This is a genomic window from Arthrobacter sp. 05T442 (assembly GCF_056395945.1).
Window position 1 is genome coordinate 50,369 of record NZ_JBFTKM010000005.1, and the last position, 12,945, is coordinate 63,313.

At 67.8% G+C, this 12,945-nt stretch carries 13 protein-coding genes; 5 read left to right on the forward strand and 8 right to left on the reverse strand.

Translation table 11 applies throughout. The features are described from left to right. Nucleotides 1-960, reverse strand: a complete 960-nt coding sequence (truB, locus tag AC1DES_RS07415; protein WP_476895056.1) for a tRNA pseudouridine(55) synthase TruB — start codon at nt 958-960, stop codon at nt 1-3. A gap of 111 nt (nt 961-1,071) precedes the next feature. Between truB and AC1DES_RS07420 the strand changes: the two genes are divergently transcribed. After that, nucleotides 1,072-2,229 carry a pyridoxal phosphate-dependent aminotransferase gene (locus AC1DES_RS07420; protein WP_476895057.1) on the forward strand — a complete coding sequence of 386 codons (1,158 nt, stop codon included), beginning with the start codon at nt 1,072-1,074 and terminating at the stop codon, nt 2,227-2,229. A 148-nt stretch (nt 2,230-2,377) separates the two neighbouring features. After that, nucleotides 2,378-2,584, forward strand: a complete 207-nt coding sequence (locus AC1DES_RS07425) for a hypothetical protein (protein WP_476895058.1) — start codon at nt 2,378-2,380, stop codon at nt 2,582-2,584. Between the two features lie 55 nt (nt 2,585-2,639). Here AC1DES_RS07425 and AC1DES_RS07430 read toward each other — a convergent pair whose 3' ends face one another. From AC1DES_RS07430 to AC1DES_RS07460, 7 genes are all read right to left on the reverse strand, one after another. Then, nucleotides 2,640-2,987, reverse strand: coding sequence for a CU044_2847 family protein (locus tag AC1DES_RS07430; protein ID WP_476895059.1), 348 nt, complete (start codon nt 2,985-2,987; stop codon nt 2,640-2,642). A 52-nt stretch (nt 2,988-3,039) separates the two neighbouring features. Beyond that, the gene (gene trxA / locus AC1DES_RS07435) at nt 3,040-3,477 is read right to left on the reverse strand and encodes a thioredoxin (RefSeq protein ID WP_476895060.1); all 438 of its coding nucleotides are present in this window, start codon (nt 3,475-3,477) and stop codon (nt 3,040-3,042) included. Nucleotides 3,478-3,692: 215 nt separating this feature from the next. After that, nucleotides 3,693-4,202, reverse strand: a complete 510-nt coding sequence (gene rbfA, locus AC1DES_RS07440; protein WP_476895061.1) for a 30S ribosome-binding factor RbfA — start codon at nt 4,200-4,202, stop codon at nt 3,693-3,695. Between the two features lie 238 nt (nt 4,203-4,440). Then, entirely contained in the window at nt 4,441-7,344 is a 2,904-nt protein-coding gene (gene infB, locus AC1DES_RS07445) for a translation initiation factor IF-2 (RefSeq protein ID WP_476895062.1), read from the reverse strand. Nucleotides 7,345-7,496: 152 nt separating this feature from the next. Then, nucleotides 7,497-7,838: a YlxR family protein gene (locus AC1DES_RS07450; RefSeq protein WP_476895063.1), complete on the reverse strand. Its 342-nt coding sequence runs from the start codon at nt 7,836-7,838 to the stop codon at nt 7,497-7,499. Between the two features lie 221 nt (nt 7,839-8,059). Beyond that, a complete protein-coding gene (gene nusA / locus AC1DES_RS07455) occupies nt 8,060-9,040 on the reverse strand; it encodes a transcription termination factor NusA (protein WP_476895064.1) in 981 nt (326 codons plus the stop codon). Next, complete coding sequence (locus AC1DES_RS07460) at nt 9,040-9,657, reverse strand: ribosome maturation factor RimP (protein ID WP_476895065.1); 618 nt, start codon at nt 9,655-9,657, stop codon at nt 9,040-9,042. Before AC1DES_RS07460 ends, nusA begins: the two co-directional genes overlap by 1 nt. An 88-nt stretch (nt 9,658-9,745) precedes the next feature. Here AC1DES_RS07460 and AC1DES_RS07465 point away from each other — a divergent pair, with 88 nt between their 5' ends. From AC1DES_RS07465 to AC1DES_RS07475, 3 genes are all read left to right on the forward strand, one after another. Beyond that, nucleotides 9,746-10,957, forward strand: coding sequence for a DUF4439 domain-containing protein (locus AC1DES_RS07465; protein WP_476895066.1), 1,212 nt, complete (start codon nt 9,746-9,748; stop codon nt 10,955-10,957). An 84-nt stretch (nt 10,958-11,041) separates the two neighbouring features. Next, nucleotides 11,042-11,770, forward strand: a complete 729-nt coding sequence (locus AC1DES_RS07470) for a VIT1/CCC1 transporter family protein (protein WP_476895067.1) — start codon at nt 11,042-11,044, stop codon at nt 11,768-11,770. A gap of 18 nt (nt 11,771-11,788) precedes the next feature. After that, nucleotides 11,789-12,892, forward strand: a complete 1,104-nt coding sequence (locus tag AC1DES_RS07475; protein ID WP_476895068.1) for an aminoglycoside phosphotransferase family protein — start codon at nt 11,789-11,791, stop codon at nt 12,890-12,892. The last annotated feature ends 53 nt before the right edge of the window (nt 12,893-12,945 follow it).

A 12,945-nucleotide genomic window follows, 5' to 3' on the forward strand; every position in this document is an offset into this window, starting at 1 on the left:
CTAGTCGGCCTGCTGTTCCGGGAGCTGTTCCGCGGCGGCCGCCTTGGCACGCTTCTCGTTATCCGGCGCGAAGACGAGGACGGGCTTGGCATAGCTTCCCTTGTCCGCCAGCAGCGCCACGAGCGTGCCGTCCGGCGCGAAGGCGGCGGCGGGCTTATCCGCCGTCGCAGCGTCGGGGGTGCCGGCGGCGGCCCCGGCGGCAATCCTGCGGCCGAACGAGATCTCGGTGGTTTCCTCATCGCTGAGTTCGCGGTTCGGCATCAGCGCCCGGGCGGCCTGGGACATTTCCAGGACATCCAGCTCGTCAGCCAGCTGCTCCAGGGTGTGCGCCTGGTCAAGGGTGTAGGGACCCACTTGGGTCCTGCGCAGCGCCGTCAGGTGGCCGCCGACGCCGAGGGCCTTGCCCAGGTCACGGGCCAAGGCCCGGATGTAGGTACCGGACGAGCACTCAACGGTCACGTCCACCTCCAGCGCCTCGCCGCCGCGCACCCGGCGGACCTCATGGACTTCGAACCGGTGGATCGTGACAGGACGGGCGGCCAGCTTGACCTCTTCGCCGGACCGGACGCGCGCGTAGGCGCGCTCGCCGTTGACCTTGATGGCACTGACGCTGCTCGGCACCTGTTCGATCTCCCCCGTGAGGGCGGCGACGCCGGCACGGACGGCATCCTCGGTAACGGCGGCGGCGCTGTGGGTGGCAATGATCTCTCCCTCGGCGTCGTCCGTCACGGTGGACTCACCGAGGCGGATGGTGGCGGTGTAGGTCTTGGACGTCCCGACGATGTACGTCAGGAGGCGGGTGGCCTTGTTGATGCCTACCACCAGCACGCCGGTGGCCATCGGGTCCAGGGTCCCGGCGTGGCCGACCTTTCGGGTACCGGCGAGCCGCCGCATCCGTCCAACCACATCGTGGCTGGTCCAGCCTTGCGGCTTGTCCACTATTACCAGTCCAGAAAGCACGCTCCCCAGTATATCTGCGCGGGACCGGCCCCCGGTGACGGTGCCCCAACCCCCGCTTCCGGGGACCCGCTCCCCGCCGCCGGGGGCACGGCGGCGGTTAGGATGGCAGACATGCCCGAGCTAGCCGCACATGTCCGTGACGTCCCGATCAACCAGATCCGCGAGATCACCGAAGCCGCCTGGGGCACGCCCGGCGCGATCGTGCTGAGCATCGGGGAGCCAGGTTTCCCTGTCCCCCGGCATATCCTCGACGCCGGGATGGCCTGCCTGGACCGCGACGAGACCAACTACACGCCCAACGCCGGCATCCCCGCCCTCCGCGAGGCCTTTGCCGCCCGGTTCCGCGAGCACAACGCGACGCCGGTCGGCGCGGACCGGGTGTACGTCGTCGACGGCGCCCAGCAGGGCCTGCACTTCGCGATGAGCCTGCTGCTCTCCCCCGGCGACGAAATCCTCATTCCCAACCCGGGATACCCAACCTTCGCGATGACGAGCAGCCTCCTCCACGCCGTCCCTGTGGAGTATCCGCTCTACCCGGAGCATGACTTCCAGCCCCGGATCGAGGACATCGAGGCACTCGTCACGCCACGGACCAAGGTGCTGATCCTCAATTCGCCGTCCAACCCGCTGGGCGCCGTCCTGGGCGGGGAACTCACCCGACGCCTGGTCGGGCTCGCCCAACGTCACGATCTGTGGATCATCTCGGACGAATGCTACGAGGCGTTCACCTATGACGTCCCGCATGTCAGCCCGGCCCGGTTCGACAGCACCGTCCCGGGCGAGGCCCGTGTGTTCACCTCACTGACCCTCTCCAAGACCTACGGGCTGACGGGACTGCGCATCGGCGCGCTGATCTGCCCGCCGGGGCTGGAGCAGAAGATGAACAATGTGATGGAGTCGATCGTTTCCTGCGTCGCCTCGCCGTCGCAGTATGCGGCGCTGGCCGCGCTGACAGGTCCGCAGGACTATGTCAGCCATGCCCACGCCCACTACCGGACGAACCGGGATGCAGCGTCCGAAGTGCTGCGGTCCCGCGGAATCCCGTACCTGACAGCGCAGGGGGCGTTCTACCTATGGGCCGATGTTTCCCATGTCACCGGCGGCGACGTCCGTGCCTGGACCCGGCGTTTCCTGGCGGACTCGGGGGTGTCCTTCGCCCCGGGCACGGCGTTCGGCTCCATTGGCGAAGGGTGGATCCGGATTGCCCTCTGCGGGAGCCAGGCCGAACTCGTTGAGGGCCTCGGCCGCCTTCCCGCAAGGCAGGCCTGACGGGGCATCCTCTGTGGAGTCCGCCTGACGGGCCCTCCCCTGACGGGTCCATAGCCCCTACCGCCGCAACGTGGCAGCGCCTAGCCTGAATCCAGGGCGCTTTCCGCCCGCATCGTTTTTGGGAGCGAGTTCCGTCGGGGAGGTACGCATGTGGTGGCAGGACCTGCTGTGGGGTATCTGGAACGGGCTGACGGCTTGGATTGTGTTCATCGTGCACGTCTTTGGGCAGTGGCACGAGTTCCCGTTCTACAACACCGGCCGTGCCGGGAACTGGTACGACTTCGGTTTCCTGCTGGGGATGGGTTCGCCCCTGCTCGGCGGCCTGGGCGCCAGGGGACGGTCCAGGCGACGTTGACGCGGGTCAGAAGACGCGAGGCCCGCGACAGTTCCCCGGAGCATTCCCGCGAACCTCAAAGCATGATCTCTTCCTCCGGCGTCAATGCGGCCGCGGGCGCCCTGGTGAAGGACATCCTGACGATGAAGTGCCCTTCTGCGCAGTTCCGCGCAATGATCGCGCCTGCTTCCCCGGCCAATTTGACTCCGAACTGGAGTTCCAAGTGCTCCGGGCCAAGCTCCTTCATCACCTCGGCGGCCGCGTTGGCCGCGGGCCTCACGGCGGAGAGCGCATCTTCGAGCCGGCGCCCGGCGTCGAGGATCCCCTGTTCGTTACGGGACGGGCGCTCCACGCCGAAGCTGTTGTCCTCGACCTCCACCAGCACCGTCCCGGACCCGACTTCGTACCGCAGTATCTCGGTCATTGCTTTCTCCATTCCAGCGTGCTGCAGATCCGAAGCCTGCAGGCACGGACGGTCACGTGAGGTTGGCGGACAGTGCTCCATCGAGCCAGCTGCGGAGCGCAGCCGCGGGCGGCGCTCCGGCCTGGCGGGCCACCACCGAGCCGTTCCTGATGACGAGCAAGGTTGGAATGGCCTGGACATCAAAGCGGCGGGCGAGGCCCGGCGACTTGTCGACGTCGACTTTGACGAGCTTGACGTGCCCGGCCCGTTCCTGCGCCAGCTTGTCCAGAACCGGACTGACCATGCGGCACGGCCCGCACCACGCCGCCCAGAAGTCGATCAGCGCCGGCACCGCGGACTGCTCGGCCACAACCGGGAAGTCCGCGTCGCCGGCCTCCACAATCCAAGGCAGGTCCTGGCGGCAACTGCCGCAGCGCGGGTGGCCTGCGGCCGCCGTCGGAATCCGGTTGGTCTTCCCGCAATGGGGGCATGTGATCAGTCTGGAGTCCACGGCCCACCGGCGTTTTCCCGCGTACGCACCGTCATGGTTCCATCGGACGCCATCAGCCACGAGGAGCGTAGAGTCAAAGGTCCCGCGGCCGGCCGACGGACAGGGCACGACGGCATGCGCGGTATCCGTCGACTCCCCCGCCGCGGAAACATAATCAGCCGGGAGCAGGAAATGGCCGGACCCATTGCGGGGTCCGGCCATTTCGCGATTCGGTACTACTTGTTGCTGTCCTCGTCGATGTCGTTCTCGCCGGCGAGATCCAGGTCCTCTTCGTCGAAGTCGTCCTCATCCAGCTCCACGTCCTCGGGAGTGTCGCTCTTGTAGGGGTCGGCATCCCCGGCGTGCTTGGCACTGGCGGCCAGGGCGGCCACCTCGGCGTCGCGCTTCTTCGCTGCCCTGAGGAGTTCTTCAAGGTTGGAGGCATTGACCGGGATCTGGTCCGCCACGAACTCGAGGGTGGGGGTCAGCCGCACAGTGATGTTGCGGCCGACTTCCTGCCGGAGGACGCCCTTAGCCTTCTCCAGCCCCTTGGCAGCCTCGGCCTGGACCAACTGGTCGCCGAACACCGTGTAATAGACGGTGGCGTGCTGCAGGTCATTGGTCACGCGCGCGTCGGTCACCGTAATGCCCTCAAGCCGGGGATCCTTCACCCTCCGGCCCAGCGCCTCGGCAACAACAACCTTAATCCGCTGCGCCAACTTGGCAGCCCGTGCGGGATCAGCCATTTCCACTCCTAAAAATTTGGATGTACGACGGCGCCTGTTAGGCGGGGTCGCTCGTTTCAGTTTTCTGCCACGCACTACGGTGAGTCAACGACGGACTCCCGTTGGAATTTTTCCGGCGGCCTGGGAGTGGCATCGGGCCTGCCGAAGCTGGGCGGCAATGGATCGCAGATCCATTGCCGCCCAGCGTAGGGGCGGGGCCGCCGGAAAAATTCCGGCGGCCCCGCCGGGAAACAACACCTTAGACGCGCGGCTTTTCGCGCATTTCGAAGGTCTCGATGATGTCACCTTCGGTGATGTCGTTGAACGAGCCAAGACCGATACCACACTCGAAGTCCGTGCGGACCTCGGTGGCGTCGTCCTTGAAGCGCTTGAGCGTCTCAACGGTGAGGTTGTCACCGATGATCTTGCCGTCGCGGGTAATGCGGGCCTTCGCGTTGCGCCGGATGACACCGGAGCGCACGATCGAGCCTGCAATGTTGCCGAACTTGGAGGAACGGAACACTTCGCGGACCTCGGCGGTGCCAAGCTGGACCTCTTCGTACTCCGGCTTGAGCATGCCCTTGAGGGCCATCTCGATGTCATCGATTGCTGCGTAGATGACGGAGTAGAAGCGCATGTCCACGCCTTCGCGGTCTGCCAGTTCGGCAACACGCTCGGCGGGCTTGACGTTGAAGCCGATGATGACGGCACTGTCGACCGTTGCCAGGTTGACGTCGTTCTGCGTGATCGCACCGACACCGCGGTGGATGATGCGCAGCTGGACGCCTTCGCCGACGTCGATCTTGAGCAGCGCGTCTTCGAGGGCTTCCACGGCACCGGACACGTCACCCTTGAGGATGAGGTTGAGGGTGTCGATCTTGCCTTCGGCGACTGCCTGGTCGAAGTCTTCCAGGCTGATGCGCTTGCGGCGCTTGGCCAGGGCGGCGTTGCGGTCGGCGGTTTCACGCTTCTCGGCGATCTGGCGGGCGGTGCGCTCGTCAGCAGTCACGAAGAAGGTGTCACCGGCACGCGGCACGTTGGACAGACCCAGGACCTGCACGGGGCGGGAGGGACCGGCCTCGGTCAGGACGCTGCCGTCGTCGTCGAACATCGCACGGACACGGCCGTGGGCCGTGCCTGCCACGATGGTGTCGCCGACGTGGAGGGTACCGGACTGCACCAGGACGGTGGCCACGGAACCGCGGCCCTTGTCGAGGTTGGCTTCAATCGCGATACCGCGGGCGTCCTTGTTCGGGTTGGCGCGCATGTCCAGGGCAGCGTCTGCGGTCAGCAGGACAGCCTCGAGCAGCTCGTCAATGTTGAGGTTCTGGCGGGCAGAGACCTCAACGAACATGGTGTCGCCACCGTACTCTTCCGGAACCAGTCCGTACTCGGTCAGCTGGCCGCGGACCTTGTCCGGGTTGGCGCCTTCCTTGTCGATCTTGTTCACGGCCACGACGATCGGCACGTTGGCCGCCTGGGCGTGGTTGAGGGCTTCAACGGTCTGGGGCATGACGCCGTCGTCCGCTGCGACCACGAGGATGGCGATGTCGGTGACCTTCGCACCACGGGCACGCATGGCGGTGAACGCCTCGTGGCCCGGAGTATCGATGAAGGTGATCTTGCGATCGATGCCCTCGTGCTCATGGGTGACCTGGTAGGCACCGATGTGCTGCGTGATGCCGCCGTGCTCGCCCGCCATAACGTCGGACTTGCGGATGGCATCGAGCAGGCGGGTCTTACCGTGGTCAACGTGACCCATGACGGTGACGACCGGAGGACGGGCCTCGAGGTCTTCGTCGCCTTCGGCTTCCAGTTCGGCCTCGAAGTCGATGTCGAAGCCGGAGAGCAGCTCGCGCTCCTCGTCCTCGGGCGAAACGACCTGGAGCTTGTAGCCAAGCTCCTCGCCCAGCAGGGCGAACGTCTCTTCATCCAGCGACTGCGTGGCGGTAGCCATTTCGCCGAGGTGGAAGAGAACGGTCACCAGTGCGGCGGGGTTCGCCTCGATCTTGTCGGCAAAGTCCGTGATGGACGAGCCGCGGCGAAGCCGGACTACGGTGTTGCCGTCGCCGCGGGGCACACTTACGCCACCCAGCGACGGAGCACTCATCTGCTCGAGTTCCTGGCGCTTGGCACGCTTCGACTTGCGCTGCTTGCCACGGCCTGCGCCGCCCTTACCAAAGGCACCCTGGGTGCCACCGCGACCGCGGCCACCCTTGCCGAAGCCACCGCCGGCCGGAGCGCCGCCACCGGCACCGGGAGCACCGGTACCTGGAGCGCCACCCGGACGGCCGGGACCACGGGCCCCGCCGCCGGGACGGCCTGCACCAGCCGGTGCGGGACGCTCGGTGCGGTTAGGCATCATGCCGGGAGTCGGACGGTTTCCGCCGGCTCCGGCCGGACGGCCAGCGCCTGCTGCGCCCGCCGGACGCGGAGCACCCGGGCGTGCACCCGGAGCGCCGCCGGTGCGGGGAGCACCGGGACGGGGACCGCCAGCGCCTGCTGCGGGACGGGGGCCGCCGGGGCGTTCGCCCTCGGTGCGGCTTCCACCCGGACGCGGCATGCCCTGGGAAGGAGCGAACGGGTTGTTACCCGGCCGCGAAGGACGTTCGTTGTCGCCGCCGCGGCCCCGGGGCATGCCCTGGGACGTGGCGAACGGGTTGTTGCCGGGTCGGGGGCCGCCCGGACGCGGTGCCGAGCCGCCCTGGCGTGCCGGAGCAGCCGGGGCTTCAGCCTTGGGTGCCGGGCGTGCGCCGGGCTTGACGCCCGTCGAGGGGGAAGCCGCAGCCTGGGCAGCGGGGGCTGCGGGAGCGGCAGCCGGAGCGGCCTCCTGTACAGCGGGTGCTGCGGCAACGGGAGCCGGAGCGGGAGCTTCAGCCTTGGGTTCCGTAGCCGCCGGCGCTGCGGGCGCAGCCGGACCCGGCGCGGGCGCCGGCCGGCTCGCTGAAGGGCTGGCGGGCGCCTTGGGGGCGGACGCGGGCGCTTCGGACTTCGGCGCTGCCGGTGCACCGGGGAAGGCGTTGCGGAGTTTCCTCACAACGGGGGCCTCAATAGTTGAAGAGGCGGAGCGAACGAATTCGCCCAGTTCCTGCAGTTTGGTTACTGCATCTTTGGAAGTAATACCGAGCTCTTTAGCAAGCTCATGTACGCGGACCTTGGCCACATTTCTCCTGTCTCGGTCCGCACCGAGCCAGGCACGAACCGTCTACTTCTTACTGCGGGCCTCCGCCGCGAGTGCAGCTGGAAGGCCCATTGCAGAGCGCAACAAAGTTGTCATCGTTGCGCACTCATCGCTGGGAACTCATCGGGTTTCCATCAGTTTTCTGACCCGCTTTCAGGTTGGACGGTTGTTGCCGCGGCCACCGGAGTGTCCACGGCTTTCGTGCCGGCCGTTATCCGGCGTTCCACGTCGGCGGTTCCGGCTGCGCCGTTGAGGGCGCGGCCGAATGCTCGACGTTTGACCGCCAGTGCCAGGCACTTCTCGCTGGGGTGCAGCCATGCTCCCCGGCCAGCCATCCGGCGTCGTTCATCGACCACGACCGCGGATGAACCGCTGCCGTCGGCGACGAGCCGGAGTAACTCAGACCGCGAGCCTTTTTGCCTGCATCCGATACAGGTACGCTGAGGCTGATTCCCGAGGTGTTGCACGTGTGCCACTTACGAGTATCTTCCTGCCAGTACATATCTGCCGGCCCGGGCATCCGGCCACCGCCGGGCGAAGCGTCGAAATGCAACACCTTCGCCGAACGAATCTCCGGACGCGCCAAGGACACGCGGATACCGGCCGTTAGGCGCGGTCATGTCTATTCTAGCCCCTCGGGCGGCCGGGTCCCGAATCTGGGGGACGCGGCCGCCGAGGAGCGGGGTGGAGCTGTGGCCTATTTATCGCGGGCGACGGCCGTGTCGGAGACGATGTCGATCCGCCAGCCCGTGAGCTTTGCGGCGAGACGCGCGTTCTGGCCCTCCTTGCCGATGGCAAGGGAAAGCTGGTAATCGGGAACGACTACCCGTGCGGAGCGGGTCGCTTCGTCGGTGATGGTGACCGAATTCACGCGCGACGGCGAGAGGGCGCTTGCGATGAACGCCGCCGGATCCTCGCTGTAGTCCACGATGTCGATCTTCTCGTCGTTGAGTTCGGTCATGACGGCGCGCACACGCGACCCCATTTCACCAATGCAGGCACCCTTGGCGTTCACGCCGGGAGTGTTCGCCTTGACCGCGATCTTGGTGCGGTGTCCGGCTTCCCTCGCCAGGGCCACGATCTCCACCGAACGGTCGGCGATCTCGGGGACTTCGAGTTCGAAGAGCTTCCGGACCAGCCCGGGGTGGGAGCGGGACAACGTGATGGAGGGACCCTTGGTGCCGCGGTGGACGTCGATCACGAAGGCGCGCAGCCGGTTGCCGTGGATGTACTTTTCTCCCGGAACCTGTTCGGGCGGGGGCAGCAACGCCTCCACCGTGCCCAGGTTGACCTGGATCATGTGCGGGTTGTTGCCCTGCTGGATGGTTCCCGCGACGAGCTCGCCTTCGCGGCCCTTGAACTGGCCCAGCACGTTGTCGTCCTCGGCGTCGCGCAAGCGCTGCAGGATGATCTGCCGTGCGGTGCTGGCGGCGATCCGCCCGAAGCCCGCGGGGGTGTCCTCGAACTCGCCGATCGGGGCGCCGTCGTCGTCGATCTCGGTCGCCCAGATGGTCACGTGGCCGCTCTTGCGGTCCAGTTCGGCGCGGGCCTTCTCGAAGGCACCCGGCGTCTTGTGGTACGCCACCAGCAGAGCCTGCTCGATGGTCGGAATCAGGAGATCCAGCGGGATTTCACGCTCACGCTCCAGGAGTCTCAGTGCGCTCATGTCAATATCCATTAGGCCTCCTCAGAAGGTCCATTGTGTTCGTTCTCCAGACCGGCCTCTTCAAGGTGGCTGAACTCTATCTCGACTTTTCCGCTGCGGATCCTGTCGAAAGGAAGCGTGACGGGCTCGCCCTGCTTGGGCTTCATGCCCTTCTTGACGGCAATTTCCGGGACCAGGGTGACGCCTTCATCATCCACTGACTGGATTCTGCCGGTGACGTTCTCGCCCTGGATCACTTTGACGGTGACCATCCGTCCGCGGGCGCGGTGCCAGTGCCGCTCTTCGGTGAGGGGCCGTCCGACGCCGGGCGAGGAGACCTCCAGCTCGTACGGACGGGAGTCGGTGCTCGGATCGTTGTCGAGGATGTCGGAGAGGGTCTTGGAGATCTCGGCAATGACGTCGAGACCGACGCCTCCGCTCTCTTCCTGCGGCAGGTCCACCACCACGTGGACCACACGGTTGGCGCCGGCGATGTGGATCGAAACGTCTTCCAGGTAGAGCCGGTTTGCCAGGACTGCGGGCTCCAGGAGGGCGTACAGACGCTCGGCCTCCACATTGTGAGCGGGTGCGGTTTCAGCCTTACCCGTCCCGGTCCGGTCTGTTGAAGTCGTGGCTTCTGCGTTGGTCATGATGCCGGCCGCCTCCCGCTAGATGATGTTGTGTGTACTAGCCTAGCCATTTTCCGGGCGCCATGGTGCACTTCAGTTCCCGGCGGGCATGACAACATGGTCTGTTGTGAAAGACGACACCAGGGAAAAGCGATGGCAGGGCCGCCTTCCCCGGTTCCATCCCCGGATCGCCCTCCTGGCCTGTATCGGTCTGGTGGTGGTCACCCTGGGTGCGGCATTGACGCCCGCGACCCCCCCGAAACCCGCGGAACCTCCCTTTGCCGAGCAGGCGCGGGCGGCCGCACTGACTGAGGCGCTGCGGCTGGTTTCCGCCGGCGAACAGCTCGGACAGGCGGGGCAGGGCGGTGCGGCCGGCACGCCGGCGGACCCTTCCCCGGGCTCTGCGCAGCCGGCCATTGCGCAGACTGTGACTTTGCTGACAACCCAGGCGCGGGCGCTCCTGGCACCGGGTGCCGGCCCCAATGACGCGTCCGTCCCGACGCCGGGCACAGCGACAGCCCTGCCACGCCCCACGACTCGGCCGACCCCTGCGGTCCCGGCGGCCTCGGCTGCCGGACTGGTGGCCGCCCTCGCAGAAAGCGGTTCTGAGCGACTGGCTGCCGCCGCAGTGGCCGACGGCGGTATGGCCCGGCTGCTGGCAGCCGTCGGGACCGCGCAGCTTCTCCAGGCCTCCGCCCTGGCGACAGCCACCGGGACCGCGGCTCCGCCGCCGCCCGCTGTGGCCGCCCCGCAACTGGCCGGCGCCTGCTCGTCCGGGTCCGCGGCCGGGTCGCCCACCCCCTCGGCCTCCCCCTCGCCCGAAGGCAGCACGCAGTCCGGGACCGCCTCGCTGCAGGCGGCTCTGGCGGCGACCGTCCGGGCCGAATCCGAGACGGTGTACGGCTACCAGGTGGCCCTTCCCCGCCTGGACGGCGCCGCGTCGAAGTCCGCGTCCGAGCAGCTGGCGCGCCACGAAGCCCTGCTCAGCAGCGCCGAATCCCTGAGCCGGATGCACTGCTCCCCCGTTCCACCGCGGGACGCAGGTTACGCGCTGGACAAGTCATTCCTGGCCTCGCCCGCCGACGGCCTCGGTGGCCTTGAGACCGCCACATTGCCGGTCTACGGCGACCTCGTGGCCCTGAGCGAGGGCGAGACCCGCCGGTGGGCCATCGCCGCACTGTTCGACGCCGGGCGGCGGGCTGTGTTCTGGGGCCGGAATCCGGGCGCCCTTCCGGGCGTGGCGGCAGACCCGGCGTCGTTCCCGCCACTGCCGCCTGACAGCCCGGCCCCGGCAGCGACCCCTGCAGGTTCAGGCGCCTGATCCGCCCCGGGAACGAAGCCTCGGCTTACCTTGCTTAGCCTTGTAATACTGGCCAGCCGCAGGCCCCAGTGATTTGCTGTACCCATGGACACCACAGATGCCGGCACACTGCACGCCAACGAGCCCCACAAGAACGACATCGCCCAGCGCTTGAACTGGCTGCGGGCAGGCGTGCTCGGAGCCAACGACGGAATCGTGTCCGTGGCCGCCATCGTGGTCGGCGTCGCCGGTGTCACCACGGATTCGGGGCCTATCCTGATTGCCGGCGCGGCCGGTGTAGTCGGTGGCGCCATCTCCATGGCGCTGGGCGAATACGTTTCCGTGAGCAGCCAGAAGGACAGCCAGCACGCCCTGATCGAAAAAGAGCGCAGGGAGCTGCTGGAGCAGCCCGAAGAAGAACTGGACGAACTCACCGCCATCTACCAGGCCAAGGGACTCACCGCGGCGACCGCCCGGACCGTGGCCACGGAACTCACCGCCCATGACGCCCTGGCCGCGCACCTCTCAGCAGAACTTCACATCGACGAGACGGACATCGTCAGCCCCTGGCACGCCGCCTTCGCCTCTGCGATCGCCTTCCTGATCGGTGCCATCCTGCCGATGCTGGCCATCCTGCTGCCGCCGGAAAACATCCGCGTCCCATTAACCTTCGTGGCCGTCCTGGTGGCCTTGGCGGTCACCGGCGCGCTGGGCGCCTGGATCGGCGGCGGCGGAAAGCTCAAGGCGGCCGCCCGCGTGGTGGTCGGCGGGGCGCTTGCCCTGGCAGCCACCTTCATCATCGGCCACCTGCTGGGCGCCAGCGGCGTCGTCTAGAGCACTACGTTTGAGCCGATGAGCCAGACTGCAGACATCCCCATTCCGCCTGACCTCACCCGCTGGTACAGCCGCACCGCTGGCGGGCGTGCATGGCTTGAGTCCCTTCCGCGGCTGGTCGGAGCATGCCTGATCCGATGGCAGCTGGAACCGGACCTCAATCCCGGGACATTACCGTGGCACGGCCACGGCGCAATGGTCTTCCCGGTGCGCCGCATGCACGACGACGGCGGCGAACCCCGCAGCGGCGGAGACCCCGCTGTCCTGAAGCTCGCCTATCCGCACGATGAAGCGGTCCGGGAACGGCACGCGCTCGCGCTGTGGGCCGGCCACGGCGCCGTCCGGCTCCTCGCCGCCGATCCCGCTTCGTGCGCGATGCTGCTGGAGCGCCTGGAGGCCGCCAGTTCGCTCTCGGACGCCCCCATGGAGACCGCAGTGCCGGTGTGGGGTGGCCTCGTCCGCCGGCTCAGCCTGGTCCCGGACCTGGCACCGGGCGGGAGGCCGGAGTGGCGGGAGTTCGACCACGTCGCGGCCCGCGCCGAGCAGTGGAGCGATGAACTGCCGGAGACGTGGGAACAACTCGGCCGCCCTTTCCCGCGCTGGCTGCTGGAGGCGGCGCTCGAAGTCTGCCAGACCCGCGGCGCCGTCGGCCGGAGGGCGGGGAAGGACGTGCTGGTCCACACGGACCTGCATTACCTGAACATCCTGGCCCGGCCGGGCACGGCCGCGCGCGCCGGGCTGGAACCAGCCTCGATCGCGGACTTCGCCGCCATCGACCCCCAGCCCATGATCGGCGAGGCCGAATTCGCGGTCGCCCCGCTGCTGTGGAACCGCATTGGGGAGCTGTCACGCCTGGATCCCGGGACCGGCCTCCTGGAGCGCTGCCGGGACTTCAGCGCCGCGGCAGGCCTCGATGCCGAAACCGCCCGGCAGTGGGCCCTGGCGCGCGAGGTGGAGAACGCCCTCGGGTACGCCTCTTGCAGGCCTCACGAAGGGGACCTGGCCCGTTCGCTCTGGGTGGCGAGCACGCTGGCAGGACGCACCCTTCCGGGCTTGCCCGCACCCCACGATCTGCCCGAGCCGGGGATGGCTTCGGCGGAACGGGCGGCGGACCCGTGCTAGTCCTGAGGACTTTCGACTCTTCCCCGCCCCGGGGCACATGGCGATCGTGGGAG

Excerpts from the sequence above, each read along its gene's own strand:
- AC1DES_RS07420 (WP_476895057.1), top strand. The coding sequence starts at position 1,072 with ATGCCCGAGCTAGCCGCACATGTCCGTGACGTCCCGATCAACCAGATC.
- AC1DES_RS07425 (WP_476895058.1), top strand. The coding sequence starts at position 2,378 with ATGTGGTGGCAGGACCTGCTGTGGGGTATCTGGAACGGGCTGACGGCT.
- AC1DES_RS07430 (WP_476895059.1), bottom strand. The coding sequence starts at position 2,987 with ATGACCGAGATACTGCGGTACGAAGTCGGGTCCGGGACGGTGCTGGTG.
- rbfA (WP_476895061.1), bottom strand. The coding sequence starts at position 4,202 with ATGGCTGATCCCGCACGGGCTGCCAAGTTGGCGCAGCGGATTAAGGTT.
- nusA (WP_476895064.1), bottom strand. The coding sequence starts at position 9,040 with ATGGATATTGACATGAGCGCACTGAGACTCCTGGAGCGTGAGCGTGAA.
- AC1DES_RS07460 (WP_476895065.1), bottom strand. The coding sequence starts at position 9,657 with ATGACCAACGCAGAAGCCACGACTTCAACAGACCGGACCGGGACGGGT.
- AC1DES_RS07465 (WP_476895066.1), top strand. The coding sequence starts at position 9,746 with ATGACAACATGGTCTGTTGTGAAAGACGACACCAGGGAAAAGCGATGG.
- AC1DES_RS07470 (WP_476895067.1), top strand. The coding sequence starts at position 11,042 with ATGGACACCACAGATGCCGGCACACTGCACGCCAACGAGCCCCACAAG.
- AC1DES_RS07475 (WP_476895068.1), top strand. The coding sequence starts at position 11,789 with ATGAGCCAGACTGCAGACATCCCCATTCCGCCTGACCTCACCCGCTGG.